A 23,208-nucleotide genomic window follows, 5' to 3' on the forward strand; every position below is an offset into this window, starting at 1 on the left:
GCTTATCGGCTTGTTGTTGATACCGGATGCGGTGACCATTCAAGCCATTGAGCTTCATAGATCGTTAAGCGATACGCATAACTGTTAAGATGCCCGTACCCCTCTCCGTATTCAAGCGTACCGCTTAGTTTAAGTTTTCCGTAGTGCGCCGGATAACCGGTAATATCATTTTCCTGTAAATACAGTTTGGTTCCAATATCTTCCGGTAACCCTCCTGCCATCCAAATCTTTATTCCTGCCGGCCTTAAATTCCCTGCCGGAAAATCGGTTTCTTCCAACTTTTCCGCTAAAACGGCAATTTCAAACCCGTCAAACCAATATCCTGTAATTGCAATCTCTTTGCCGTTATAATTTTGGGGGTTGGCAGCTAAATCCGCAAAGTTTATTTCCACGGCGGATTGTTTATCGGCACAACCGAGCGGCAATAAAAGGAGAAGACTTAACAGAATCAAAAGACATTTTTTCACGATGTTTTTACCCCTTTGAATTTGTCCGTTTATTAGCATTATCTATAAATTGTAACGTTGAAAGAAGAAGAAAGATAGGGATTTATACTAAATATTCACTAAAGGTAAAATTCGCATAACTATATGATATAATTCTTCCGGATGTGTAAGGATATTTAAATGGGAATCAACCTTAACTTCAAAGAATCGCTGGCAGCAGGATATAAAAACGAATCTCAAAAAGCTCGACGTTTAACAGAGGGTTGGGTGTTGGATAACTTATATTGTCCCAGATGCGGAAATCTAAAACTCCAGCACTCGGATAATAACGCTGCCGTAGCCGATTTTTATTGCCTTCGTTGTAATAACATCTTTGAATTGAAAAGTAAAAACGGGCGTATAGGTGACAGATTTGTAAACGGCGCTTATGATACTATGATTCAACGGATAACAAGTAATACAAATCCCGATTTTCTTTTTATGAACTATTACCGAAACGAACTGAGGCTGGAAAACCTCATCTTAATTCCCAAGCACTTTTTCATGCCCGATATTATTGAAAAACGCAAACCATTATCATCCAATGCGCGACGCGCCGGTTGGACCGGTTGCAATATATTTATTGGCGGTATTCCGGAACAAGGGCGTATTTACATAGTTCGTGACAATACTATAATTTCTAAAGAAAAAGTGTTGGAACTGGTTTCACGTTCCAACACACTGGCAACCGAAGACATAGAAAGCAGAGGCTGGCTTTTGGATGTGTTGTATTATACAAATTCTATTGATGGTGATACATTTTCGCTCCAGCAGATTTATGATTTTGAATCACACTTAGCACTAAAACATCCTGACAATCATCATATAAAGGCAAAAATCCGCCAACAGCTTCAAATACTGCGTGATAAGGGCTATTTAGAATTTCTGGGTAATGGCAAATATCGTAAAATCATATAAAAAGGGATTAATTAAGTGAGTAAGTTTAATATTGAAATTATTGAGACTTTAAGTCGTACCATCGAAATAGACGCCGAAGATGAAAGCGAAGCCTTGAACATTATTTATGGAAAATATCATAATGCTGAAATAGTTCTCTCAGCCGAAGACTATATGGATACTGCTTTTAATGTTATTAACGAATAAAAACATACTCTAAAACAAAAAGCGGCATCACTTCTGACACCGCTTTTCCGAATTAGCACAAAACTCTTACTCTTTTTCTTCCGTCTCTTTATCCGCCGGCTGTTGCTCTTTTTTTTCTACTTCTTCGGCCTCTTCAGCCGCAAGTTCGGCTTCGTTCTTATCACGCACCCAGCGTTTAATTTCATCTAAACTCGGAGGCGCTACATAGAAAACCTCGACATTGGACGGGAATTGTATTTTGTTGTTCTCGCGCATTATTAAAAGCCCGAATTCATCTTCTCCCAACGTTAGATCGACGGCTTTTTCGATCCAATCTTCCCTGCTTTTAAGGGATTCCTCGTAAAACCCGTAGATTTTTGTTGCCGCTTTTTGGCTGGATAACCTAACCGAAAGGCATTTGTTCCAATCCATAAATTCGCTTAATAATTCCGAGTTTTCCGCAGCCATCAGTTCCGCGCCTTTTTCAACCAAGCCCTTGATAATATCGTAACTGCCTGCATCCATGCGCTTAATCTCATCCACACCTTCTCCGCCCTCGGTGCAAATATATTCGTGATAAATACGGCTAACCCCCGTCAGTTTGCCCTCAAGGTTTTCAATTTGCTCTTTTACCTGTTGCCAGTATTTATTGTGCAACTTCTGAAACTCGGGGTCATCGTCGTAAGGGGCAAATAATAACGGCGCAAAAATCAACCTCCGGCCTTTTTGGAATTTTTCGGCCTCGGGTTTTTCTATCTTACCTAAATCTTGCGATTCTTTTTTCTCTTCTTCTTTTGCCATATCAAAAACAAACCTCCGTATCTTGTATTACATTCTATATTGTAAAGTGAAAAGGACTTTTTGGCAATGGAATTTGGGTTAAAAAGACAGCAAAAAAGGAAATACGATTCGAACAAGGGCTGCCTGCGGGTGAGTTTTGATATACCCGCAAGGCAGAAATAAATATCAAATTAAGGGCAAAGGGATAACAACATGCCGCTAAAGCAGTGTCGGAACATCTTTTCCGGCATCTTCTACCAGGCTTTCTTTAACAACCCTTTCGCCTTCCCGTTTTTTGACCGATTGAGCAAGCTCGGAGGCTTTAACGTAATAGCTGCGAACTTTAGCAACATCCGAAAGCTCGGAAAGAATAACGGTTACATCCAATAATCCCTTTTCTCGCGGGTAATCGCCGCTCCTGATAATCGCCTGAGAGGCAATTCTTCTTAAATGATCCCCCAATTCTTTAATCAGGTTCATATCCATTTCTTTGGTGGGAGCGGAAATCAAAAAGAGGGCGCGCCCCGATTCTTGAGGGTTGCAATCGATTGAAAGTTCTTTGACCGCCTCATCCATTGCCTGTAACCCCTTGTGAGACCTTTCTCCCCTTTTGTTAAAATCCGCCGACCAATCTCGCGGCAGAGTGATTAAGGGCAGTTTGACCTCCCCGTAACCGATAGCTGTCCAACCGCAAAGGGTTTGGATAATATCACCGGCATCCATAACCTTTGCGCCAATATGTTTATATTTCTTTTCTTCGCCGGCACACAACAAATCAAAGAACGGCTCAACAATGAGCCTGTTGATTTCGTAAATGTTGTTTTTGAGCGAGAAATCTTTTTTAATGTATCTTTGGTTATCGACCAAGATTACCGCATCGGCAATCGAATAAGTTGATTTAAGACAAACAGCGGTATTGTAAACTGCCATTTCTTCGGCAGTTTCTTCGTGTTCAAAGGGTAAAACAAGAATTGTATAAACCGGCTTATCGACAAATCTTTCTTTAAGCACATTGGCGATAATCGGAATAGCGCCGGAACCGGTACCGCCGGCAGTTGAGCTGACAAGTAAAAAGGCATCGGCTTCGTAAAGGTCTTTGGTGGTTCTTAGAGCGTCCATAATCTTATCGGCATCCGCTCTGGCAATTTCAGCGCCCAGTTCATTTAACTTGGCAACACCGTGCCCTCGCGTTTTCCCGACACCGATTAAAATTCTGTGTTGATGATCTGCCTTGATTGTTCTGACAGTAGCCATATCCGCCGTATTGGTATTTACCGCAAAGGCATCAACAATTACATCGATGTTCCGCATCTCAACGGCACGCTTACCCATACGAGCAAATTCATCGGCAATTCTGCCGCCGCATTGTCCCAATCCAATCACAATTAATTTCATTTTTTGCCTCCTTTGAACCGAAGCCCGGAAACCTTAATGCATACCTATATTATAGGATAACCAAGGGGGTTTGCAATAGTATTTAGCCTCAAAATCAACTATTATTGAATACTTGCAAAATAAGGGCACAAATCGGATAAAACACATAGACCGCATTTCGGTTTTCTGGCAATACAAACGGCACGCCCGTGCTCAATTAACAGATACGAAAAGGAACCCCATATTTCACGTGGCACCATTTGCATCAGGTCTTTTTCAATCTTAACCGGATCGTTGTTCTGGGTTAATCCCAGTCTTTGGGAAAGCCTCCTGACGTGGGTATCAACGGCTATTCCGTCCCTTATTCCGAAGGCATTGTAAAGTACAATATTGGCTGTCTTGCGGGCAACGCCGGGGAGGTTAACCAGCTCTTCCATTTTTGAAGGAACGTTGCCGTTATATTGTTCAAGGATAATTTTAGCGGACGCAATAATGTTTTTGGCTTTGTTACGATAAAAGCCGGTTGGTTTTATATCCTGTTCAAACTCGAAAATATCGGCCGAAACATAATCTTCAATCGTTTTATATTTTTTAAACAGCGCAGAGGTTACCCTGTTTACGACTGCATCGGTACATTGTGCCGAAAGAATGGTTGCGATTAACAGCTCCAAAGGGGAAGAAAAGTCCAAAGCAATCTCTGCCTGCGGATACTGTTTGTTAAGTCGCAAAATTATTTCATCGACATTATCGGAGTTTATCATTTAGTGTGCGGTTTCGCTTTCAAAAACAAACCCACACACCCTACCGGACACTCGCAAACCTGATAGCGGTTAACCGCGTCTTTCGGGCATGTTAAGGTTTTTTAAACTGATTCTTATTGATTAGGAAAACGGATAAGCTTAGGCTTTACCAATCTTAAACATCTTGGTGTTGCACACGGGGCAAACACCTTGAGTCGCCGGTCTGCCATTCTTCATTGTTATGGCTTTCGGATCTTTCATCTCTCTTTTTTCTCGGCATTTTACGCAATATCCCTGCATATCGGTGCCTCCTTTATTATTAGATTCAATGCTAGGATAACCCTTGCATAGATTGTTGTCAATAGCTTTTGGGTTATTTTGAAGCTAATTTTTTAGATTAATCTCTTTTCAACAGCTTCCCAACGAATATTTTTAAAAAAGGCTTCGATGTAATCCATGCGTTTCAAGCCGTAATCAGTGATAAAGGCATGTTCAAAAACATCCATAACAAGTATCGGGCTGCAACCGGCAAAATGCCCGGTTTCATGCTCGTTTATCCATTGATTAAAAAGCCTGCCGCTGGTGTTGTCTTGGTATAAAATAACCCAGCCGATACCGCGCATCGCACCGGTAGCCTTAAAATCTTTCTCCCAGTTCGCATAACTGCCGTATCCCTCTTCGATTGCTTTTACCGCTTTTGGATAGTCGCTGTATTTATCTTTACCGCCGAGATTATCAAAATAATATTCATGCAAACGCATACCGTTAAATTCAAAACCCATACGCCTTTTTAGTTCGGCATATTCGGGGGTTGCGGCTTTTTCTTCATTTAACATGTTATCCAGTAACTGCATCAGTTTATTGGTGTTATTGACATACCCCTGATAGAGTGTGAAGTGGTTTTTTAAAAGCGTTTCGCTAAAACCTTCCATTCCGATTAAAGCGCTGTAATCGTTTGCCGAGTAATTCATATTGGCCTCCTTAAAGTATAATCTTATCCATTATAATACATTTAGGCTCTTATTTTTAATTAAAAGGGTAAATTTCCGCTTAATTTCTGTTATAATCTTATGGTAAAGCATTATCGGGAGGTTCTAAAATGTATGATACGATTATTATCGGTGCAGGCCCGGCGGGGATAGCGGCAAGTGTTTATGCCGCCAGAAAAAAATTAAACGCCTTATTAATCAGTACCAATATCGGCGGGCAAATCAATACCACCTGGGGCATTGAGAATTATATCGGTTATCATTTTATTGAAGGACCGGAGCTAATCGAAAAGTTTAACACCCAACTTGCTACCTACCCTATCGAGCAGAAAATCGGCGTTAAGGTCGTTGAGATTCAAAAAGCGGAGAGCGGCTTTTCGGTTATTACCGATGAAGAAAAAACCTATCAAACCAAAACTTTAATATACGCCACAGGCAAAAAACCGTACAGGTTAAATGTTCCCGGAGAAGAAAAGTTTACAGGTAAAGGCGTCACCTACTGCGCAACTTGCGACGGACCTATTTTTGCCGAAAAAAGAGTGGCGGTTATCGGCGGAGGAAATTCAGCCATCGGCGCCGCTTTGGATTTATCCAAATATGTCTCCCATATTGATTTGATATCACTTTCACAATTATCCGCAGATAGTGTTTTAATCGATAAATTGGCCAATGTAAAACAGTTAACGCTGCACCTTGAACATAGGGTTAAAAGCATTGAAGGCGAAAAGTTTGTTAATGCTTTAGTGATTGAAGACATTAATACCCGGGAGATTAAAAAGCTGGACGTTGAAGGTATTTTTATCGAAATCGGGCTTATCCCCAATTCGGAACTGCTGGGCGATATCGCCAAGTTAAACGAATGCGGCGAAGTTATTGTTGATTGCGTCGGAGCAACCGAAATTGCCGGGCTGTATGCCGCCGGAGACGTTACCAATACCCCCGAAAAACAAATTGCCGTTGCCGTCGGCGAGGGCGTTAAAACCGTACTGCAAGCACACCGTTATTTACAAAAATTAAAGGATTAGTGTTTGAGTTTGTAATTTTTTAATCGCAACGAGTTGGATACAACCGTAAGCGAACTGAGTGCCATCGCAAACGCCGCCAGTATCGGGTTTAAGAAACCGTATTCCCCAAAGGCAAATTGTAAACCGGCCGGTACCGTACCGTTACCAAAAAAGAGATACAAAACACCCGCCGCCACCGGTATCAGAATTACGTTGTAGCCGAACGCCCAAAACAAATTCTGTTTAATTGTTCTCATCGTTCGTTTGCTTAGCTCAATCGCTCCAACCACCCCGCTTAAGTCACCGTGCATTAGCGTTATGTCACCTGTTTCCATTGCAATATCGGTTCCCGTGCCGATGGCAATCCCGATATCGGCCTGCGCCAATGCCGGGGCGTCATTGATTCCGTCACCAACCATGGCAACCACTTTCCCCTGCTTTTGCAATTTACCGACTTCATCTGCTTTATGTTCGGGAAGAATTTCGTATTTCACGTTTTTAATCCCGACTTGCCGCGCAACGGTTTCGGCCGCACGGCGGTTATCTCCGGTAAGCATTGTTACTTCAATCCCCATCGATTGCAATTTCTTGACCGCTTCAATAACCCCCGGTTTAATTGTATCCGATAATGCAATCACCCCTGCCGGGCTGCCGCCAACGGCAACAAACATGGTTGTTTTACCTTCTTCCCAAAAGATAGCGGCTCTTTTTTCAAGCTCGGCTGAAATAATTCCGTTATCTTCCATGAGTTTAATATTACCGACCAGGATTCGCTTTCCATCAACTTCGGCCTCAATACCGTGCCCGGGGATTGCATTAAATTGCGCAACCGATAAAAGCGCTGTCCCTTTTTGTTTGGCATTCCCGACGATTGCTTTTGCAAGCGGATGTTCTGAGTTAGTCTCCGCCGAGGCCGCCAGTTGCATCAAGTTCTCTTCCGAAAAGCCCTCTAAAGTAATTATATCGGCAACTTTCGGTTGGCCCAATGTTATCGTTCCGGTCTTATCCAGAAGAACACTGTCAGTTTTATGCGCCCTTTCCAATTTTTCCGCATCCCGAATTAAAATACCGTTCTCGGCGCCCTTACCGGTACCGACAATAATAGCAGTCGGGGTTGCCAAGCCCAAAGCACACGGGCAAGCAATTATTAATACCGCCACAAAGTTTAAAATGGCATAAGTCAAAGCCGGAGACGGGCCGACAATAAACCAAATTAAAAATGTAACCGTGGCAATTAAAATCACCGCCGGCACAAAATACATTGCGATAACATCCGCCAGCCTTTGAATCGGCGCTTTAGAGCCTTGCGCCTGCTCAACAAGCCGAACTATTTGAGAAAGGGTGGTATCGGCTCCCACACGTGTAGCTTGAAAACGGAAACTGCCGGTTTGATTAACGGATGCACCGACCACTTCATCCCCGACTTTTTTATCAACGGGAATACTTTCACCGGTAATAATTGATTCGTCTATCGTGGAAAAGCCTTCCGTAATAATACCGTCAACAGGTATATTTTCCCCCGGGCGAACTATAATTATATCGCCGACAAGCACTTCGTCCACCGGAATCTGCAGCTCTTGCCCGTTGCGGATAACGCCGGCGGTTTTCGGTTTTAGGTTAATCAGTTTTTTAATTGCCTCCGATGTTCTGCCTTTGGCTCTTGCTTCTAAAAATCTCCCCAGAAGGATTAAAACAATAATCATCGCCGAGGTATCAAAATAAAGATTCGGTTCAATTACGCCGCTAATAAAGGCGGAAGGTATCAGCACCGCCGCCATACTGTAAAAATAGGCAGCCGATGTGCCAACCGCAACCAAAGTATTCATATCGGCGGATTTATGCTTTAAAGAGGCCCAGGCGCCCTGATAAAACCTTTTTCCGGCCCAAAACTGAACCGGCGTTGCAAGCGCCCACAACAAATACGGTTTACCTGTAAAAGAAGGCAGAAAACTCAGAATCAAAACAGCAACACCCAATATTGCCGCACCGATTAAGGTGTTTCTTAAACTTTTGGTTTCGCGGTTAGAGATACTGCTGATGTCTTCAGGGCTTTCCTGCTCTTCGGGAACTTCAAAACCGATATCCCTGACAGCTTTTTTCAGATTCGCCAAACGGACATTTTCCAAATACGTAACGGTAGCCCGGCCGGTTGCCAAGTTTACATTTGCGGAAATAACGCCCGGAACGGCGCTGATTGCCCTTTCAACACGCGCAACGCAAGAAGCGCACGACATGCCTTTAACCGAAAAGGTTGTTTTTGAGACAGACGACACAAACCCCAATTTTGTAATCACATCGGTAATTTCGGCAATACTGACCTTATCGGGGGCATAATTTAATATCGCTTTCTCCGAAGCAAAGTTCACCGAGGCATTCGATACACCGGGTAAGTTCGATAATGCCTTTTCCAAATTGGCTGCGCAATTAACGCAGGACATCCCGCTAATTTTAATTACAGCCCCGGCCGAATTATTTTTTTGCGATTCCGTATTCATTTTTTTACCTTTAAATTATCCGATATCTTTTTTGATTTGTTCGTATTCCTCTTTGGTTATCTCGCCCTTGGCATATCTTTCTTTAACAATATCAATTGCGCTGTTCGAGCTTACGGATTTTCCGGATCTTATAAGTTTAGCTACCGCCCAAATAACGAGAACGATAATACCAATCCAGAAAACTACAATCATCGCCCAATATACAAATATTGTTGAAAATATAACTCCGTTACCAACCATTTCTCCCCTCCCAAAACAAGACCTTATAACAATTATAAAACCCAAAGGAAGAGTTCGCAAACAAAATATAAATTTGGCGCATTTTTAAAGCAAAATACGCACTTAGCATTGTTTCGAATCAGAACATGGTGTAAAATCATCGGCGTGGAGGCTTAATTGCGTAAAAAAAGGCATTTACATACCGCACCGCCAATAGACGGCGAATGCTACATCCGGCATATGACCTTGGATGAAGCTATGCCAAAACTTGAAGAATTTATAGATGATGCCTTTATGGCAGGCGCTATCGTAATTAAAATTGTCCACGGAAAAACGGGCGGAACCCTTAGAAACGCCGTTCACAGCAAATTAAAAACCCATCCCCTGGTGAAATTATATCGACTGGGAGAATCCTACGAGGGCGGAGAAGGGGTTACAATTGCAGAGCTTTATCGCAAGTAGTTCCGCCAGCTTTTTTAATGCGCTAACTTAATCTAATGCCGGGCTTTTCTTCTGTTATTGAAAGTAACCGGCGATTTAAGCTATAATGTTGTGTCCGCGGTGGGTGTGGCCTAGTGGTTAAGGCGTCAGGTTGTGGCCCTGAAGATCGAGGGTTCAAATCCCTCCACTCACCCCATCCCTTCTTTAGCTAGTCTTTTTTCTCGCCTAAAATCACCGCAACTTACCCAATACCCGACCGTTTTTAACAATATTTGCGTAGTTATAATATGAAGTCAATACTTTGACGCTGCCCGTATTGCAAAGTATAATAGTCGAGAATGAAAAAAGTTAGATTAGCGGATTATTAAACAATTTAAATACTGATTCCCAATAATGCGCCCGTAGCTCAGCGGATAGAGCACTGGTCTTCGGAACCAGGTGTCGTGGGTTCGAATCCCCCCGGGCGTGCCATTCAAACACCAAATTTCAAATGCAAAGAGAAAAAATATGACTTATAATTTTACGGAACTTACCGAGTTGTACAAATCAATTGTTTCGGTTGTAACAAGAACCGACGACTACTTCGACACCGATGAATTTAAAAATTTGGAAAAAGCGAACGCAACTGCCTGCGAAAATATCCAGCAGGCATGTAAATCCCTGATTAAGTTACTACAGGGCGAGACAAGCCTGGAAGGCAATGCACTCCCCGACATTAGGGGGAGAATCGGATTTTATAATCGTTTACTTAAAAAACAATCCAAGATACTCTTACCGCTAAACATATCAAAAGAAGCGGACAGCATTATTCAAAGCACCTTCTTGCTTGGGCTTACAAGCCATTTATACCTCTATGACAACCCTTCCCGTAACGGGTTTAAGGAAGTTGACGCCGCCGCTGTAGTTACCGATTTGGCGCCGCGTTTAATGTCTTCCAGTAACAAAATGAGAAAATACAACAGGAAGTTAAATACCATCCCAATTTTGATTTTTGAAAACTACTTTGAAGAAAAAATTGAACCCTTGCTTAAAGAAAAATTGAATTTCGGCTTTTTACGATATACCATCGCCCGCAATTACTTTACGAACCTCTTTTTCGGCGGGGCACGCTTTGGTGAGATGATGGATAACGAAACGCGCATGGTATAGCTATACCGCAACAAACAACACCGAACCCTACCCCAAAAGATAGGCCTTCGGCGTTTTATAACAGCAAGATAATTAAAGAGGTCGGTTTTTGAAAAACCGTTACAAAGTTTTAGGGCTTGCCTTAACCGTAGCCGGAATTATAGCGGCGCCGGTTTTCTATTTTTTTACGCTGTCCGTACAGCTGACCGCCGTTGCACTATCATCCGCGATACTGGGGCTGGCTTCCTTCTTTTTAGCCGATACCGCATCTAAAGCAAAAGATAAAGAACAACCGGACTCAGAAAGCACCGAAGATTTCACCTTAAAACCGGCCGGTAAATTTATTTTGTTTCTGGCGGTTGCATTTGGTTTGGCAAATGCCCTACTGACCTTCGCAAAGCAGGAAGATATCGCCATTTATTTTATCGCCAATGCAGCAATCTATTTAATAGCGGCCCTGTTTTATATCCACATTAACCCCAAAGCAAAACCCGCCTTAAACAATTTAAGTGTGGTTATCTTTAGCGCATTCCTGACAATTGTGGCTTGGGAAGTTATTGACCTGTTTCGGTGATTGGGGGGATAAGGGAGAGAGCGAGGATAACACCGTAGAGATTCACGAATAGAAAATCAAGGACTAAGGCAAATACCAAAACTTATGTCGTAAAGATTGGTCTGCCCTACTGTTTGGTCGTCTCCGTCGGAATATTATCATAAGTATACCCCCCACACCCCCTAGAAAAGGATTTTTATCCGGACAGAATAGGCACTGGTTCTTTCGCACGTAGCATTCTGTATGTCTTTCGGGTTATAATTATTCGTCCCGTTATCACCATTGTTGTTCCAGTCATACTGGTTTGTTTGATTTAAAGGAGGTCTTTGCTTATGATTGTAAAGGGACTTTCCACCAAAGCCATACAAATATTCTCCATTCTGGTCCTGATGATACTTGTCGCCACACTACTGCCTGCCTGCAAAGACGATTTTACAATTTCATCAGGCTCGAAAACGACAACATCAGGAACAACGACATCCAAAGCCACATCAACAAAATCCACCGGCACTTTGGCCAATACTACCAGTAACATTGTATCAGGCAAACTGGGTGAAGAGCACTCCGTTACACTTAATAATGAAGTAACAGTTATAATTCCGGCAAACACTTTTTCGGCGGAGACAAAAATTGAAATTAATAGTGTTGAGCAGCCAACAGCGCATGAATTTGATGGATTTTTGCCAATAAATCAATATGAAATTACCTCCTCTTCCGGTGGCGAATTGGGCGGAGAGGTTGAAATAGAATTTGCTTATGACCCATCTTTGCTCAACGAAGAGCTTGAAATATCTCAACAACTGGCAGTAGCTTATTACGATGAAGAATACGGTGCATGGCAGGAGGTGGACTTTACAGTTGATGAAAGCAGGTCTGTTTTGGCAATAAAAACCTCCCACTTTAGCCTTTGGTCGCTATTTGGCTTCGATAGTAAATGGGTTACATCAACATTGCCAGGGTTTACTATCTATTTTAATAAAGATGTAGACGCCCCTCCAATCGGCTCAATTGTTTCAGGAGAACCAATTTATGAGTATGCCTCAATTGTCCGGACAGGTTTATTTGATGCCAGCAAGGCTTACAGAGAATTGGGGTTTAAAATGCCCGAACATACCAAGGTTTATATCGACAAATGGGGCTCAGATAAAGAAGCAGAATGGGGCTGGTTTTCTAAAAACATAGAAATCCCAATAACTTATATCGATGAACAAGAATTGCTTAAAACAGCAGCCCATGAACTTTTCCACGCTGTGCAAAACCAATATGTCACTTTTGCCACCATGGCTGCCAATCGTTGGTTTATGGAGGCAACTGCCGACTATGCCGCGGCTCATATTGCTACTTCTTACGGCTTATCTGATAAATTACCCTATAACTACCTCCGAACGGGGCTCGCAAGCAGCTCAACCTTTCATATGTATCAAAGCGCACATTTTATTAAGTTCCTGGTTGATAAAGGCTTCAGTTTTAAAGAACTTTTTGTAAGCGTCATGGAAGGCAGCGGAAACGCATTGGAAAACCTGAACAAATACCTGATTTCCAATGGCTCTTCACTTCCGGAAATGTATGAAAATTTTGCCTACGACGTTATATTCACAAATAGAATTAATACTCCTGCACCAGACCCCGATGTTTATAATGGCATTGCTTCACCTCGCTCGGAGTTTAACCTGATAGAATCAGGGAAGAATGAACTGATAAAGGTCAGCGGTGGTTATACTACGGCATTGTACGGTGTATTCCTTAAAGGAAACCCCAACTTGACCTATGATATTTCTGTAAGTGCAATTGAGCCGACTTCGGGCGTAAAGGTACTTTACGTTCTGGCAGAGGGCCCCGGTAAATTGGATGTCACTCAAGGCGGAGTCCTTTCGCACATACCTGAAGAAATAACAGTAAGTGGTGATAGTTATATTTATTTTTTGGTTACCAATATTGCCCCGTCTGATGGCTATGTGACAGTTGTAATTGGCAAGAAAATGGTTACTTCACATTCTAACGAACGCTCATCGGTTCTAGTTTATAATAAAGAATTTGAGATTGATGTCTCTCTTAGTATAAGCGCTAGTCAGCCTTTTAGTATTAGCGAGGCGGAGGGCATTACCGGTGAAATATTATATGTGTATATGTATTTTGAAGAAATTGATAAAAATATCGTGATAGACGCTGAAGTGCTCGTTGGCGATCCGATTCCTGTCCATGGCGAGCGGCCGGGTTACGAATATGCAATAAAGAAAAAGTATTGGGGATATGACGGCGAAATGGAAACAAGCACACAATTAATACTTTCTCCGGACAAGCCCAATGCATCTCTTGACTACGGTATAATTATAGGGCTTTTTGACAAAGAACTGGGAAAATTTACGACGCAAGAGCATGGAGCCACATTAGTTGTCATCAAAATTTCAACGGCAAGACAATAATTCGAACATATGAGGTTTTAGCATGCTTAGGTTAATTATGTAGCCTGAGCATGTTGTATTTTGCCAACTCCGGCGGTGACCCGGTATTGGTTTTTGGGGAACTGGAATCATCATTTTTCATCGAGATGTTGTCATTGGGCTTACAACTGCCGTTGGCATTTGGACAGAAACGAACAAGACATCCTCGCCACTAAACGCCTTGAACTCGAAAGTAGTCTTTCAGACAGAAAGGTTACGCTAGCTGATACCAAAATCGTCAAAAGTTACATTGAAGATCTACGAGCGCTTTTGGATTCCGGCGAGATGACCGAAAGAAGAGCTTTTATCGCAAGCTTTGTTAAAAGCGCAACAATTAAAAGAGAAGAAGCTCACATTGAATACACGATACCCATACCAAAAGGCGAGGTAAATATGAAAAATACGGTTCTCCCTACAGTACACTATGGTGGGCGGTAATGGATTTGAACCAATGACCTCTGCGATGTCAACGCAGCGCTCTAACCAACTGAGCTAACCGCCCCAATGTGAGGACAAATAATTTTACTAATTATAACCGATATGGCAAAAAAACTCACCTAGTCGTTACAGGTACCGTAATCCTTTTTGGGTATTACTGTTTTAGTAATTATGGCGGCGGTAACACATTTTACGGCATCGCCCGCCAGAAAAGGAATAACCCCCATTGTAAACAAAGGAATAATACCGAACGATGTACCGGTAACTGCCTTCAGCCATAAAGCAAGCCATATAATTCCGGGTACATAGATAAGAACAGCAGAAGCAAGCATCATTACACCGAGCATGCTAAGAAAATATCTGGATTTAATATATTTATCGGTTACGTAACCGATAAACAGAGCCGCTAAAATAAACCCAATCAGGTATCCGCCGGTAGCTCCCAGCCCGCTGGTCCAACCGGTAAACCAAGGCACACCTGCCACGCCCAAAACGGCATAGATTGCCATACTGGCACCGCCCCAGCGTCTGCCAAGCAAAACACCGGCAAGCAGCACGGCAAGTGTCTGTCCGGTAATAGGAACCGGGCTCCACTCTACGAACACCCTCACTTGAGCAAGCAAACCAGTCATTACCGCCATGGCAACAGCCATAACGAGCTTCATCGGAATGCTTAAATTATAGCGCCATTCAAAAATATTATATCTTGTTCTATCAATTGCTGATACTAATTGCATTTAAACCTCCAGAATTAAGGTTATACGCCGGGCTTCTTAACACCGACTAGGGATATCTCAATATTTTTCCCGCAGTTCGGACAATTCAATAACAATATTGCCGGCTGGCTCATAACCCTTTCGATTGCAGCTGACACCATGCTGTCGATATCATCAAGGCGGCGATCTATCATATCAAGACGACGCTCCAGCTTATCTATGCTTTCAGCCAGTTGTTTGGTATCGCTCTGGTTATCTTTAGCCAATTTATAACCTCAAATATTCGGTAAACTCGGTAAATAAAACAGGGTAATTATAAGTGACAAAGGCCAATATGTCAAAAAATTAAGCCGATATCTATTGCTTTGGGGGCACCCGTATCATATACTGGACTTAGAAATATCAGACAAGGAGGTGTGAAATGTCTGAGATTAAAGTCGGCGTTGTTTCCGATTTCTTCGCCCGCCCCGTTGTTGCCGGAATCGAACTTTCGGATAAACTAAGTGTCGGCGACACAATACGAATCAAAGGACACACAACGGAAATGGAATTGGTTATCTCTTCAATGCAACTCGACAACAACTCCGTTGAATCCGCCAAAGCCGGCGAATCGGTCGGCATCAAAGTCTCCGAACGTGTTCGCCCGGGCGATACGGTCTACAAAGTTATTTAACGCCTTTTATTAATCCAATTCCTTAAGTAAATTGGCCATTTCAATGGCGCTTGAAGCTGCGGAAAAGCCTTTGTTACCCATCTTAGTGCCTGCTCGTTCGATTGCTTGTTCCAGGTTATCTGCGGTAATGACTCCGTTTATCACCGGCAGCCCGGTATCCAAGGCAACCTTAGCAATGCCCTTGGTGAACTCTGACGCAACATAATCAAAATGGGGGGTCCCGCCCCGTATAATGGCACCCAAACATATAACAGCATCATATTTCTGCGATTTTGCCATTTTAAGGGCTACGAGCGGTATCTCAAATGAACCGGGGGCCCATGCCACATAGATATCATCTTCGGCAACCTCGTGTCTTATGAGCGCGTCTTTGCAGCCGTCAAGTAATTTACTCGATATAAACTCGTTAAAACGCGAAACAACAATTCCGAACTTAAGGCCTTTGCCAAGCAGCATCCCTTCAAAACTTTTGTTCATTACAGCCTCCAACAATTTTAATGCCGTTTATTAATCCAATAAATGGCCCATTTTTTCTTTTTTGGTATCCAGATAGCACTTGTTGTACGGGTTTGATTTTATAACTATCGGCACCGTTTCGACAACCTCCAGCCCGTAGCTTTCAAGCCCAACCACTTTTTTCGGATTATTGGTTAACAAGCGAATCTTATTTAATTTTAAATCATTAAGAATCTGCGCCCCGATACCGTAATCTCTTAAATCGGCGGGGAAACCCAAAGAGAGGTTTGCTTCAACGGTATCCATTCCGTTATCCTGCAATTCGTAAGCGCTTATTTTATTGTGAATCCCAATCCCGCGCCCCTCTTGTCTCATATACAGAAGCACCCCGCGTTTTTCTTCGGCAATCATTTTGAGCGCCACGCTTAATTGTTCCCCGCAATCACAACGTAAACTGCCGAAAACATCACCGGTAAGACATTCGCTGTGGACCCTTACCAGCATCGGTTCATCGCTTTCCATATCTCCCATCGTCAGCGCTATATGTTGATCGACATCCAAATCGCTTTTATAGGCAAGGATTTTAAAATCTCCATAAATAGTGGGCAGCTTTGCCTCAGCCATACGCCTCACTAATTTTTCATGCCTGCGTCTGTAAGCGATTAAATCGGCAATGGTCACTATTTTAATTCCGTACTTATTAGCCAATTCTTTAAGCTCGGGTAACTTTGCCATCGAGCCATCTTCGCTCATTACTTCGCATATTACACCGGCCGGATAAAGACCTGCCATTTTAGCCAAATCGACAATTGCTTCGGTGTGGCCGGCTCTGACAAGCACCCCGCCTTCTTTGGCTCTTAGCGGAAAAACATGCCCGGGGCGGGCAATATCCGAAGGTTTGGTCTCCGGATTTAAGACAGCCTTAATAGTTTCAGCCCTGTCTTTTGCCGATATTCCGGTTGTTACCCCGTGCCTGGCTTCAATTGATACGGTAAAGGCGGTAGCATGTCTGGAAGTGTTATGAGATACCATCATCGGTATTTCCAATTCATCCAAACGTTCGCCTTTAATCGGTAAACAAACAAGCCCACGCCCGTATTTCACCATAAAATTAACGGCTTCGGTCGAAATTTTTTCGGCCGCAATTGCTAAATCGCCTTCGTTTTCACGGTCTTCGTCATCAACAATAATAACAAATTTACCGTCTTTTATATCTTGAATTGCTTCATCAATAGTTGAAAAAACCATGTTTTCCTCGTTTAAAATAAGACTATCCCGCAGATAAGAAACCGTTTTCCTGCAGAAAATCAAACGTGATGTTACTGTCGGGGACACCCCTGTTTTTGAACTGAACCATATATTTTGCCAAAACATCGGCTTCTAAATTCACCAAATCCCCAACCTTGCGGTTAGACATAGTGGTATTTTCCATCGTGAAATTAACGATAGAAACATCAAAAGACGAATCGGTTCTGTTGGTCACCGTTAAGCTGATTCCGTCAACGGTAATTGAACCCTTTTCGACAACATAGGTCATCACTTCTTGAGATGTTTGGATATTAAAAACGTAAGCGCCGCCTTCGTCTTTAATAGAAACTATTGAACCGGTCGCATCAACATGCCCCTGAACCAAATGCCCGCCCAACAAACCGTCTAACGTTAATGCGCGCTCAAGGTTAACTTCGTCGTTTTTTTTAAGCAGTTTCAGGGTTGTCCTTTTTAAGGTTTCCGGCATTACATCAACGGTAAAGGTGTTTTCGGTAAACTCGGCAACAGTCAGACAAGCGCCGTTAACCGCAATACTTTCACCCGGCTGCATATTTTTGGTAACCTTCCCCGCAATAACCGTAATCCTGTTACTGTTGGGTGCTATTTCTTTTATAATACCAATTTCTTGGACAATTCCCGTAAACATAGCGTCATTCCTCTACATAGCCCATAAACATAATATCTTTGCCAAACTGCTCTTCACGCAAATTCTTAAGCTTAACCGCATCCATAATCTTTTCCACACCCTTGCCGCCGATTGCGGTTTTAGCTTTACCGCCGCCGATGATTATCGGCGCTACAAAAGCAACAACTTTATCAACCAATTTCTGGTCAAAGAGTGAACCAAAAAGGATACTGCCTCCCTCAACCAAAACACTCATAATTTGCCGCTTACCCAATTCAACCATCAGTTTTTCCAATTCGATGTAGTCGTCTTCCGACGGGATTTCTAAAATCTCGGCTCCGACATTGCGGTAGGCTTCTTTTTCTTGTTCGGTTGCTTTTCTTGCTATTACAATTAAGGTTTTACCCGGCTCCGTAAAAACCTTGGCCGTTACCGGGGTTTGAACCATTCCGTCAATTATTATTCTTAGCGGCTGGGTTTTCGCCGTCCCGCCCCTGCCGCTGCCGCATCTGGCGGTAAGCTGCGGATCGTCTGCCAGCACCGTTTTTACGCCTGCCATAATTGCATCGTGTTTATAACGCAAATTGTGGACAAAATGCCTCGATTCTTCTCCGCTAATCCATTTCGAATCACCGGTAAATGTTGCAATTTTGCCATCGAGACTCATCGCATACTTTACAGTAATAAACGGCAGTCCGGTAAGTGTGTATTTGATATACGCTTCATTAATTACCCTTGCCTTTGCTTCCTGTTCGCCCAGGAACGTTTTAATGCCGACATTTTCAAGAACATCTCTGCCTTTGCCGTTTACAAGGGGGTTCGGATCAAGCATGGCGATATGAACCTCGGTGATTCCGGCTTCAATAATGGCGGTTGTACAAGGCGGAGTACGTCCAAAATAATGACAAGGCTCCAGGGTAACATACATCACCCCGCCGCGCGCATTCTCCCCTGCCTGTTCCAACGCCACAATTTCGGCGTGCGCAGAACCGGGGGGCTGTGTATATCCGCTCCCGACGATTTCGTTATCTTTGACTATAACGGCACCGACAGCCGGGTTCGGGCTGGCCTGCCCCAACGCCAACTTTGCCATTGACAGTGCTTGTTCCATATATTCCATAGTACCATTCTAGCATTCTCTTTTTTATAAGTGCAAACACCGCAGAAATAAAGCGCTGTTTTGCAGGTTTTTCTCCCCTAAACAATACACTAAGCCATTATAAAAGATATTTAAGGGTTTCAAAAAAGTTAAGGGGCACGATTATTTCGTGCCCCTTTAAGAAAACAGATAAAACGATAATTAAATTATTGAGTAAACAGCTTGAACGGTTACGGAAACGGTTAACTCTCCGGCACTGATTGCGGTACCTTTAGAGCCATCTGCTTCAAGCCATCCCATATCTTGCCTGTCAATTGAATAATAATTAGTGCTTTCGCTAATACTAATCGGCTTACCGACTTTGACTCCGGCGGTTTTTGCCAACTGGGCGGCCTTATCTTTAGCTTTAGTCATGGCTGCTGCGCGTGCGGTGTCATAATAAGCATCCGGATTTTCAATTGCAAAACTAACACCGTTAACAACCGCGTATTCCCCACCGGCAGAAACAGCGTCATCAATAATATCCCCGATTGCATCCATATTTCTTATTTTAACTTTTACCATATTTTCAATACTGTACCCGGCAAACACGCTTTCACCGTTAACCCAATCCCAGACGGGCTGTATGTTATATCGAATCGTTTGAATATCTTCCTTGGCAACTTTGCGTTTATCCAAAGCGCCAACAACAGCAGCCATTGATTGTGTCGCCTGTTCCTGCGCTTCGGCCAATGTCTTCATTCTCACCGAAACGCCGATATTAACCAAGGCAATATCCGGGGTAACTTTAACTTCACCGGTCGCGGTTACGGCAATACCAATATTTTGATTACTCTGGATATTGGACAAGACCTCACTCTCGGTATTGTCGTACATATCACAGCCGACAAAACCGATTATAAGCGGAATCAACAATACTAACGCACCAATAACCTTCAACTTTTTCATGGCATCTGCTCCTATCTCAAATATTTCTTGCTTCTTAAATTATACTGCTATGGCTATTAAACTGTAAAACGTTTGCAAGTGTTTGGCAAGCGGTATCAAATGGTTTATAATTTTGTTGTTTTGGAAAGTAATTTACCCGGTTCAAGCAGTACAAAAAACATGTTCCTCGAGTTTATCGGGATACTCGCGGTAGCGCTTGCCATTTTTTTACTGATTCAAACTTTTGCCACTAAAGCTATTGTAGACGGCTCCAGTATGGAACCGAGCCTAAGCCACGGGCAAAGAATACTTGTAAATAAGGTTTCTTATTTATTTTCCGGCCCCGACAGGGGTGATATTATTGTTTTCGACCCGCCCCTATCTTCGCAAAATGATTATATCAAACGTGTTATCGGGCTTCCGGGTGAATCTGTCGAGATAAAAGATGGAACTGTTTACATCCATCAGGCGGATGGAAATATAATTCCGCTTGATGAATCGTACATACTTGATGAACCTGTTTACAATTATAAAAGCGGCATAATCCCGGAAGGCTATTATTTTGTACTCGGTGACAACCGCAATAACAGCGGAGATTCCCATTTGGGCTGGTTTGTTCCGCGTAAAAACATTGTCGGTAAGGCCTGGTTTTCTTACTCTCCGCTATCGGATTTCGGGTTTGTGCAAAATTATTCCTTTGGGTGGTGATATGAACGCAGAAGAGATATTTAAAAAAGCGGGCGCTATTCTTGAGGGGCATTTCCTGCTAACCTCCGGGCTGCACTCCCCTGTTTACTGGGAAAAGTTCCATGTTTTACAACACCCCGGTTATACGGAGCAGTTATGTGAGATGATTAGCAAGCACTTTGCCGAATACGGAATCGAAACTGTGGCAGGCCCCACCACCGGCGGGATTATTTTGGCCCATGAAGTTGGCCGACAGCTTAAGATTCGAAGTTTGTTTGCCGAAAAAGAAGGCGATAAAAGGGCTTTCAGACGCGGGTTTGGAATAAAACCGGGCGAAAAGGTGCTGGTTGTGGACGATATCCTCACTACCGGGAAATCGGTCAGGGAAGTGCTTGATATTGTTCGAGAGGAAGGCGGAATTGTTGCCGGTATCGGTGTTTTGGTTGACCGCTCCGAGCAAGAACACGATTTTGGGGCGCCGCTTTTTAGCTGCTTGCGCTCAAAAACAATCAATTACCAACCGGAAAATTGCCCCCTTTGCACAGCGGGCGTTCCCCTTGTTAAACTCGGCACAAGCACCCAACCGCTAAAGTAAGGGTGCCAATCGGAAACCGATGTTAGCATGATAAAGGGATTTTTGCAATTGATTACCGCAGTTATCGGTTTTTCGGAAGCTTCTTAATTTAAATCGATAACTTATTAGGGAAGCGTCAAATTAGCAACGATGCAGCCAACTTTACTATCAACACCGTGTTTTTGCAGGCAGATAAATTGGATATGTTGGACAAAGTTGAGGCATTAAAAGAATATGCTGATGAATCTTCCGAAATTTAAAATATTAATTACGCCCTTCCGAATTCCTTTTCCAATTGTTTTTTGGTAATTTTAATCATCGATGTTCTGCCGTGCGGACATGCATGCGGGAGTGTCGCCTGTTCCATCAAGCGGATTAGTTCTTTCATTTCTTCCATTGTAAGCGTCTGTCCAAAACGCACTGCGCTATGACACGCCATTGTCGAAATAATATGTTCCGTTATATCGGCGCTTTTGTTTTCGGAAATTTTATCAATAAGCTCGTTAAGGGCAGATTGCCAATCTTTGCCGAACATTATTGCCGGAACGGCGCGAACCAAATAGGTTCTGTTTCCGAAAGGTTCGATATCAAAACCGTATTCCGCCAAACGGGTATAATTTTTGCTGAATATTGCATCCTGAGTAGGTAAAATCTCAATACTAACCGGATCCAATAGACCCTGTATCTCAACCCCCTGCTGCTCTTTTTGCTTGGTTATTTTTTCAAACATTACGCGTTCGTGTGCCGCATGTTGGTCGATAATATAGAGCCCCTCCGGTCCTTCAGCAATAATATAACTGACAGCCAGTTGCCCTAAGACACGCAGAACCGGTAACGATGACAATACCGCCGTTTCGGCTTCTTCTTCTAAAACCACTTTTAAATCCATATGGCTTTGCTCGGGCGGAATAATTATTTGCGACCGACCGCGATAAGCAGCGCTTATTTCCCCGACCTTAGGAACCGGCGCGGTATTTACAAGCGCTTGGCGAATTGCCCTTTGAAGCGCTAAATAAACATCGCTTTCTTTTTTGAAACGGACTTCGGTTTTTGTCGGATGGACATTGGCATCCACATCGGAAAAAGGAACCTCGATATTAATTACGGCAATCGGGTGCTTCCCGGTCATTAGCAGCCCGTGATAGGCTTCTTCGACCGCCCAAGTAAGGTTACGGTTGGCAACCCAACGGCGATTAACAAAGAGGCTGATATATTTACGGGCGGAACGGTTTATCTTAGGTGAAGCGACCATCCCGCTGATTTTAATTTCTGTGTTATCGGCATTATAAGCCGGTGTGTTATCAATTGTTAGCATACTTGAGGCGACTTCAACACCGTAAACGGCGTTAATGCTATCGATTAGATTTCCGGTTCCCGGCGTTTTTAAACTCTCGCGGCCGTCAATAAAAAGTGTAAAGCGCACTTCGGGATAAGCCAGCGCATATTGACTGACAACATTGGCAATATAACTGTTTTCGGTTGTTTTGGATTTTATAAACTTCAACCTGGCAGGAACGTTACGAAAAAGATTTTTGATTGCGATTGTCGTCCCTTGCGAACGCGCCTGTTTTTGCCGTTTAATAACCTCCCCTCCTTCAAGCTCGACAAATGTCCCGGAATCTTCGTCTTTGTATTGGGATGTTATTTCCACGTTTGAAACAGATGCGATACTGGGCAGCGCTTCTCCGCGAAACCCAAGGCTGGCACTGCTAAAGAGATCTTCAAAACCGGAGATTTTACTGGTGGCATGTCTTTTAAAAGCAAGTTCGATTTCATCGGAAGGAATGCCGCTGCCGTTATCGGTAACACTGATTAAAGATAAGCCCCCCGCAACAACATCAACCGTTATCTGTGTCGCCCCGGCATCCAACGAGTTTTCCACCAGTTCTTTTACAACCGAAGAAGCCCGTTCGACCACCTCTCCGGCGGCGATTTTATTAATAACCTCGTTTTTTAATACCTTTATCGCCATTTTCCGCTCCCAAAAACCGTTAAATAAATGTCAATAACGG

General features: G+C 43.2%; 27 protein-coding genes and 3 tRNA genes. 13 read left to right on the forward strand and 17 right to left on the reverse strand.

Annotated elements, in window-relative coordinates; genetic code table 11:
* Nucleotides 1-2: 2 nt before the first annotated feature.
* The gene (locus WC958_02115) at nucleotides 3-467 is read right to left on the reverse strand and encodes a hypothetical protein (GenBank protein ID MFA5629045.1); all 465 of its coding nucleotides are present in this window, start codon (nucleotides 465-467) and stop codon (nucleotides 3-5) included.
* 159 nt (nucleotides 468-626) lie between these two features.
* Here WC958_02115 and WC958_02120 point away from each other — a divergent pair, with 159 nt between their 5' ends.
* A complete protein-coding gene (locus WC958_02120; GenBank protein MFA5629046.1) occupies nucleotides 627-1,403 on the forward strand; it encodes a DpnI domain-containing protein in 777 nt (258 codons plus the stop codon).
* Between the two features lie 15 nt (nucleotides 1,404-1,418).
* Nucleotides 1,419-1,589 carry a DpnD/PcfM family protein gene (locus tag WC958_02125; GenBank protein MFA5629047.1) on the forward strand — a complete coding sequence of 57 codons (171 nt, stop codon included), beginning with the start codon at nucleotides 1,419-1,421 and terminating at the stop codon, nucleotides 1,587-1,589.
* Between the two features lie 66 nt (nucleotides 1,590-1,655).
* On the opposite strand, the gene WC958_02130 is transcribed toward WC958_02125, so the two are convergent.
* From WC958_02130 to WC958_02150, 5 genes are all read right to left on the reverse strand, one after another.
* Nucleotides 1,656-2,369, reverse strand: a complete 714-nt coding sequence (locus tag WC958_02130; GenBank protein MFA5629048.1) for a hypothetical protein — start codon at nucleotides 2,367-2,369, stop codon at nucleotides 1,656-1,658.
* Nucleotides 2,370-2,567: 198 nt separating this feature from the next.
* The gene (locus tag WC958_02135) at nucleotides 2,568-3,743 is read right to left on the reverse strand and encodes a tubulin/FtsZ family protein (GenBank protein ID MFA5629049.1); all 1,176 of its coding nucleotides are present in this window, start codon (nucleotides 3,741-3,743) and stop codon (nucleotides 2,568-2,570) included.
* 101 nt (nucleotides 3,744-3,844) lie between these two features.
* A complete protein-coding gene (gene nth / locus WC958_02140) occupies nucleotides 3,845-4,483 on the reverse strand; it encodes an endonuclease III (GenBank protein ID MFA5629050.1) in 639 nt (212 codons plus the stop codon).
* A gap of 138 nt (nucleotides 4,484-4,621) precedes the next feature.
* Nucleotides 4,622-4,762: a DUF5679 domain-containing protein gene (locus WC958_02145; protein ID MFA5629051.1), complete on the reverse strand. Its 141-nt coding sequence runs from the start codon at nucleotides 4,760-4,762 to the stop codon at nucleotides 4,622-4,624.
* A 92-nt stretch (nucleotides 4,763-4,854) separates the two neighbouring features.
* The gene (locus tag WC958_02150) at nucleotides 4,855-5,433 is read right to left on the reverse strand and encodes a Fe-Mn family superoxide dismutase (GenBank protein ID MFA5629052.1); all 579 of its coding nucleotides are present in this window, start codon (nucleotides 5,431-5,433) and stop codon (nucleotides 4,855-4,857) included.
* 128 nt (nucleotides 5,434-5,561) lie between these two features.
* On the opposite strand from WC958_02150, the gene WC958_02155 reads away from it, so the two are divergent.
* A complete protein-coding gene (locus WC958_02155; protein MFA5629053.1) occupies nucleotides 5,562-6,476 on the forward strand; it encodes an FAD-dependent oxidoreductase in 915 nt (304 codons plus the stop codon).
* Here WC958_02155 and WC958_02160 read toward each other — a convergent pair.
* Entirely contained in the window at nucleotides 6,473-8,950 is a 2,478-nt protein-coding gene (locus WC958_02160; protein ID MFA5629054.1) for a heavy metal translocating P-type ATPase, read from the reverse strand. The genes WC958_02155 and WC958_02160 overlap by 4 nt on opposite strands.
* Nucleotides 8,951-8,965: 15 nt before the next feature.
* Nucleotides 8,966-9,190: an SHOCT domain-containing protein gene (locus WC958_02165; protein MFA5629055.1), complete on the reverse strand. Its 225-nt coding sequence runs from the start codon at nucleotides 9,188-9,190 to the stop codon at nucleotides 8,966-8,968.
* A gap of 156 nt (nucleotides 9,191-9,346) precedes the next feature.
* Here WC958_02165 and WC958_02170 point away from each other — a divergent pair, with 156 nt between their 5' ends.
* From WC958_02170 to WC958_02200, 7 genes are all read left to right on the forward strand, one after another.
* Nucleotides 9,347-9,631, forward strand: coding sequence for a Smr/MutS family protein (locus WC958_02170; protein MFA5629056.1), 285 nt, complete (start codon nucleotides 9,347-9,349; stop codon nucleotides 9,629-9,631).
* Nucleotides 9,632-9,730: 99 nt separating this feature from the next.
* Nucleotides 9,731-9,806, forward strand: a tRNA-His gene (locus WC958_02175).
* 199 nt (nucleotides 9,807-10,005) lie between these two features.
* Nucleotides 10,006-10,081: transfer RNA gene (locus WC958_02180), tRNA-Arg, on the forward strand.
* 36 nt (nucleotides 10,082-10,117) lie between these two features.
* On the forward strand, nucleotides 10,118-10,759 hold the full coding sequence (locus tag WC958_02185) for a hypothetical protein (GenBank protein ID MFA5629057.1): 642 nt from the start codon (nucleotides 10,118-10,120) through the stop codon (nucleotides 10,757-10,759).
* Nucleotides 10,760-10,847: 88 nt separating this feature from the next.
* A complete protein-coding gene (locus WC958_02190) occupies nucleotides 10,848-11,312 on the forward strand; it encodes a hypothetical protein (protein ID MFA5629058.1) in 465 nt (154 codons plus the stop codon).
* A 311-nt stretch (nucleotides 11,313-11,623) separates the two neighbouring features.
* Entirely contained in the window at nucleotides 11,624-13,714 is a 2,091-nt protein-coding gene (locus WC958_02195) for a hypothetical protein (protein ID MFA5629059.1), read from the forward strand.
* Nucleotides 13,715-13,873: 159 nt separating this feature from the next.
* Nucleotides 13,874-14,170 carry a hypothetical protein gene (locus tag WC958_02200; GenBank protein ID MFA5629060.1) on the forward strand — a complete coding sequence of 99 codons (297 nt, stop codon included), beginning with the start codon at nucleotides 13,874-13,876 and terminating at the stop codon, nucleotides 14,168-14,170.
* Here the strand turns inward: WC958_02200 and WC958_02205 are convergent.
* The 3 genes from WC958_02205 to WC958_02215 form a co-directional block, all read right to left on the reverse strand.
* A tRNA-Val gene (locus tag WC958_02205) sits at nucleotides 14,158-14,234 on the reverse strand. The two genes, WC958_02200 and WC958_02205, sit on opposite strands and share 13 nt — an antisense overlap.
* Before the next feature lie 55 nt (nucleotides 14,235-14,289).
* Entirely contained in the window at nucleotides 14,290-14,907 is a 618-nt protein-coding gene (locus tag WC958_02210; GenBank protein MFA5629061.1) for a biotin transporter BioY, read from the reverse strand.
* A 20-nt stretch (nucleotides 14,908-14,927) separates the two neighbouring features.
* A complete protein-coding gene (locus WC958_02215) occupies nucleotides 14,928-15,152 on the reverse strand; it encodes a hypothetical protein (protein MFA5629062.1) in 225 nt (74 codons plus the stop codon).
* 155 nt (nucleotides 15,153-15,307) lie between these two features.
* On the opposite strand from WC958_02215, the gene WC958_02220 reads away from it, so the two are divergent.
* Nucleotides 15,308-15,559 (forward strand): translation elongation factor-like protein, encoded by a 252-nt coding sequence (locus tag WC958_02220; protein MFA5629063.1) that lies wholly within the window; start codon nucleotides 15,308-15,310, stop codon nucleotides 15,557-15,559.
* Nucleotides 15,560-15,568: 9 nt separating this feature from the next.
* Here the strand turns inward: WC958_02220 and ribE are convergent, their stop codons facing one another.
* The 5 genes from ribE to WC958_02245 form a co-directional block, all read right to left on the reverse strand.
* Complete coding sequence (gene ribE, locus WC958_02225) at nucleotides 15,569-16,036, reverse strand: 6,7-dimethyl-8-ribityllumazine synthase (protein MFA5629064.1); 468 nt, start codon at nucleotides 16,034-16,036, stop codon at nucleotides 15,569-15,571.
* Between the two features lie 30 nt (nucleotides 16,037-16,066).
* The gene (locus WC958_02230; protein ID MFA5629065.1) at nucleotides 16,067-17,263 is read right to left on the reverse strand and encodes a bifunctional 3,4-dihydroxy-2-butanone-4-phosphate synthase/GTP cyclohydrolase II; all 1,197 of its coding nucleotides are present in this window, start codon (nucleotides 17,261-17,263) and stop codon (nucleotides 16,067-16,069) included.
* A gap of 22 nt (nucleotides 17,264-17,285) precedes the next feature.
* Entirely contained in the window at nucleotides 17,286-17,930 is a 645-nt protein-coding gene (locus WC958_02235) for a riboflavin synthase (protein MFA5629066.1), read from the reverse strand.
* 4 nt (nucleotides 17,931-17,934) lie between these two features.
* The gene (gene ribD / locus WC958_02240) at nucleotides 17,935-19,029 is read right to left on the reverse strand and encodes a bifunctional diaminohydroxyphosphoribosylaminopyrimidine deaminase/5-amino-6-(5-phosphoribosylamino)uracil reductase RibD (protein MFA5629067.1); all 1,095 of its coding nucleotides are present in this window, start codon (nucleotides 19,027-19,029) and stop codon (nucleotides 17,935-17,937) included.
* A 180-nt stretch (nucleotides 19,030-19,209) separates the two neighbouring features.
* Complete coding sequence (locus WC958_02245; protein ID MFA5629068.1) at nucleotides 19,210-19,956, reverse strand: SIMPL domain-containing protein; 747 nt, start codon at nucleotides 19,954-19,956, stop codon at nucleotides 19,210-19,212.
* A gap of 99 nt (nucleotides 19,957-20,055) precedes the next feature.
* Between WC958_02245 and lepB the strand changes: the two genes are divergently transcribed.
* Both lepB and pyrE read left to right on the forward strand, forming a co-directional pair.
* Entirely contained in the window at nucleotides 20,056-20,643 is a 588-nt protein-coding gene (gene lepB / locus WC958_02250) for a signal peptidase I (protein ID MFA5629069.1), read from the forward strand.
* 1 nt (nucleotide 20,644) lies between these two features.
* Complete coding sequence (pyrE, locus tag WC958_02255) at nucleotides 20,645-21,217, forward strand: orotate phosphoribosyltransferase (GenBank protein MFA5629070.1); 573 nt, start codon at nucleotides 20,645-20,647, stop codon at nucleotides 21,215-21,217.
* A gap of 247 nt (nucleotides 21,218-21,464) precedes the next feature.
* Here the strand turns inward: pyrE and mutL are convergent, their stop codons facing one another.
* On the reverse strand, nucleotides 21,465-23,168 hold the full coding sequence (mutL, locus tag WC958_02260; protein MFA5629071.1) for a DNA mismatch repair endonuclease MutL: 1,704 nt from the start codon (nucleotides 23,166-23,168) through the stop codon (nucleotides 21,465-21,467).
* Nucleotides 23,169-23,208 lie beyond the last annotated feature (40 nt).

The sequence above is a fragment of the Dehalococcoidales bacterium genome (assembly GCA_041656115.1).
Taxonomy (GTDB): Bacteria; Chloroflexota; Dehalococcoidia; order Dehalococcoidales; family UBA5627; genus UBA5627.

Excerpts from the sequence above, each read along its gene's own strand:
- WC958_02185 (MFA5629057.1), top strand. The coding sequence starts at position 10,118 with ATGACTTATAATTTTACGGAACTTACCGAGTTGTACAAATCAATTGTT.
- WC958_02145 (MFA5629051.1), bottom strand. The coding sequence starts at position 4,762 with ATGCAGGGATATTGCGTAAAATGCCGAGAAAAAAGAGAGATGAAAGAT.
- WC958_02155 (MFA5629053.1), top strand. The coding sequence starts at position 5,562 with ATGTATGATACGATTATTATCGGTGCAGGCCCGGCGGGGATAGCGGCA.
- WC958_02130 (MFA5629048.1), bottom strand. The coding sequence starts at position 2,369 with ATGGCAAAAGAAGAAGAGAAAAAAGAATCGCAAGATTTAGGTAAGATA.
- WC958_02245 (MFA5629068.1), bottom strand. The coding sequence starts at position 19,956 with ATGAAAAAGTTGAAGGTTATTGGTGCGTTAGTATTGTTGATTCCGCTT.
- WC958_02195 (MFA5629059.1), top strand. The coding sequence starts at position 11,624 with ATGATTGTAAAGGGACTTTCCACCAAAGCCATACAAATATTCTCCATT.
- WC958_02120 (MFA5629046.1), top strand. The coding sequence starts at position 627 with ATGGGAATCAACCTTAACTTCAAAGAATCGCTGGCAGCAGGATATAAA.
- WC958_02220 (MFA5629063.1), top strand. The coding sequence starts at position 15,308 with ATGTCTGAGATTAAAGTCGGCGTTGTTTCCGATTTCTTCGCCCGCCCC.
- WC958_02160 (MFA5629054.1), bottom strand. The coding sequence starts at position 8,950 with ATGAATACGGAATCGCAAAAAAATAATTCGGCCGGGGCTGTAATTAAA.
- WC958_02150 (MFA5629052.1), bottom strand. The coding sequence starts at position 5,433 with ATGAATTACTCGGCAAACGATTACAGCGCTTTAATCGGAATGGAAGGT.
- pyrE (MFA5629070.1), top strand. The coding sequence starts at position 20,645 with ATGAACGCAGAAGAGATATTTAAAAAAGCGGGCGCTATTCTTGAGGGG.
- WC958_02165 (MFA5629055.1), bottom strand. The coding sequence starts at position 9,190 with ATGGTTGGTAACGGAGTTATATTTTCAACAATATTTGTATATTGGGCG.
- ribD (MFA5629067.1), bottom strand. The coding sequence starts at position 19,029 with ATGGAATATATGGAACAAGCACTGTCAATGGCAAAGTTGGCGTTGGGG.
- lepB (MFA5629069.1), top strand. The coding sequence starts at position 20,056 with ATGGTTTATAATTTTGTTGTTTTGGAAAGTAATTTACCCGGTTCAAGC.
- mutL (MFA5629071.1), bottom strand. The coding sequence starts at position 23,168 with ATGGCGATAAAGGTATTAAAAAACGAGGTTATTAATAAAATCGCCGCC.
- ribE (MFA5629064.1), bottom strand. The coding sequence starts at position 16,036 with ATGAACAAAAGTTTTGAAGGGATGCTGCTTGGCAAAGGCCTTAAGTTC.
- WC958_02135 (MFA5629049.1), bottom strand. The coding sequence starts at position 3,743 with ATGAAATTAATTGTGATTGGATTGGGACAATGCGGCGGCAGAATTGCC.
- WC958_02230 (MFA5629065.1), bottom strand. The coding sequence starts at position 17,263 with ATGGTTTTTTCAACTATTGATGAAGCAATTCAAGATATAAAAGACGGT.
- WC958_02210 (MFA5629061.1), bottom strand. The coding sequence starts at position 14,907 with ATGCAATTAGTATCAGCAATTGATAGAACAAGATATAATATTTTTGAA.
- WC958_02235 (MFA5629066.1), bottom strand. The coding sequence starts at position 17,930 with ATGTTTACGGGAATTGTCCAAGAAATTGGTATTATAAAAGAAATAGCA.
- nth (MFA5629050.1), bottom strand. The coding sequence starts at position 4,483 with ATGATAAACTCCGATAATGTCGATGAAATAATTTTGCGACTTAACAAA.